1 pseudogene is annotated in these 1,204 nt (G+C 60.5%); it reads left to right on the top strand.

Annotation, left to right across the window (positions count from 1 at the left end):
* Nucleotides 1-349, top strand: a pseudogene (locus tag ABZX75_RS34415) (ISAzo13 family transposase); the annotation flags it as partial.
* Between the last annotated feature and the right edge of the window lie 855 nt (nt 350-1,204).

Here is a 1,204-nt window from a genome sequence, read left to right as displayed (position 1 = left end):
CCCAGCGCTGACCGGGATGTCCCCGGACCAGCTGCACGACCTGGTCCAGACTCTGGCACCGGACGGGGACACCCGGCGCGGCCGCCCGCCCCACCTCGCCTTTCCCGACCAGGTCCTGGCCGCAGTGCTCCACCTGCGTGTCAATCTGGCCGCGGAACCCCTCGCCGTGCTGTTCGCCAGCAGCCGCACCGCCATGCACCGCACACTCCTGAAGATCAGGGGACTGCTCAACGCGCACGGCATCGTCATCCCGCCCGCCGCTACTCCGCCAGCCGCCCTCACGGCCCTCCACGCTCGGGTTCTCGCTCAGAGCAGCGAGGCCAGCAGCAAGGTCAAGACGACGTGTTAATGATCTGCAAGCCCTAAGGGCTGTCCCGTAACCGGGTGATGGAGGTAGCTGAAGTTCCGCCCGGACACCTGGCACACCCCAGAATCGCGTCGACCACCTACGTAACAGCTGCTGATCAGCGACGCCGCCTCATCCCAGCCGAAACGACAATGATAAAGGCGTTAATAATGCTCTCGATGGCAGCTGCGGGGATGGGGAAGGAGAGAGGCATTGGATTCGTTAGGGGGCTGAGGAACTCTTGAAGAAGGATGCCGGCGCTGCGCCCTCTTCCATTCTGCTTCATCGTAGTCACTCCTGATATTACCAGCGGGCGGCCGGTAACCGAACACGGCGTATGCAAGGATGCCGCAGGCGGTAAGGAAGAGACATTCGACAACAAGCGAGAGAATCGCCATAAGTATTACCACCATTCCTGTCCTACTTCTGTATCATCAACTGCGGCCACAGTCGGCGACTTTTGGCCTCGGTATGCCGCCGGTTCGTGTGGCAGTCATTCCGTAGTCCGCCTTACGAGCCTGAAGGCCACAGGTCCAGGAACTGCTGTTTGATCCCGATGGGCACAGGGACATGGCTACTCCTTCGATGCTTAGGCGCAAAGCATCTGTGACGTTGAGACCTGAAGCGTTTCAGGTTCTGTTACAGGAGAGGATTGGACAGGTGGCAGCTTATGACGGCACTTCACTCGACCAGCTCAATAAATGAGCCTCGTGAAGTAGTTACTGAGGTTTTCAGACTGTCGTCGGGTAGTGACGGTTCATGACCCTGCGGTATGCCGGTGGTATGCGTTATCCGGAGGGTGGGGGCCTGACCGCTGAGCGTCGGGCGTTTCGTGAGGGGATCCGACTCCAGGCCGGC

This window comes from Streptomyces sp. NPDC003038, from assembly GCF_040611115.1.
GTDB lineage: Bacteria > Actinomycetota > Actinomycetes > Streptomycetales > Streptomycetaceae > Streptomyces.
The sequence above is the reverse complement of the archived record's forward strand: the minus strand, read 5'-3'. Positions and strand labels throughout refer to the sequence as shown.